This window comes from Vibrio marinisediminis (genome assembly GCF_014050145.1).
Classification (GTDB): Bacteria; Pseudomonadota; Gammaproteobacteria; order Enterobacterales; family Vibrionaceae; genus Vibrio; species Vibrio marinisediminis.
On record NZ_JACFYF010000136.1, the window covers coordinates 1 to 312 of the forward strand.

Here is a 312-nt window from a genome sequence, read left to right on the forward strand (position 1 = left end):
TGGATGTCCACAACGCGGCGACCCGGTGGTCAAAGGCGCTGTTGGACAATGCGGCGCGGCCGTCGGGCGCGTTGGTCTACAAGGGGTCGGAGGGCGACGATACGCTGTCGCCCGAGCAGTACACGCGGCTGGTCGACGAGATGGACAGCTACCACCAGGGTGCGCGCAATGCGGGGCGGCCCATGTTGCTGGAAGGCGGGCTCGACTGGAAACCCATGGGGTTCAGCCCCTCGGACATGGAGTGCCAGAAGACCAAGGAGGCTGCGGCACGCGAGATCGCGCTGGCCTTCGGGGTTCCGCCGATGCTGCTGG

At 67.3% G+C, this 312-nt stretch carries 1 protein-coding gene; it reads left to right on the forward strand.

Features of this window, described 5'->3' with window-relative positions:
- Positions 1-312, forward strand: a 312-nt coding sequence (locus tag H2O73_RS23695) for a phage portal protein (RefSeq protein WP_182110760.1), incomplete at both ends; no start/stop codon positions are given.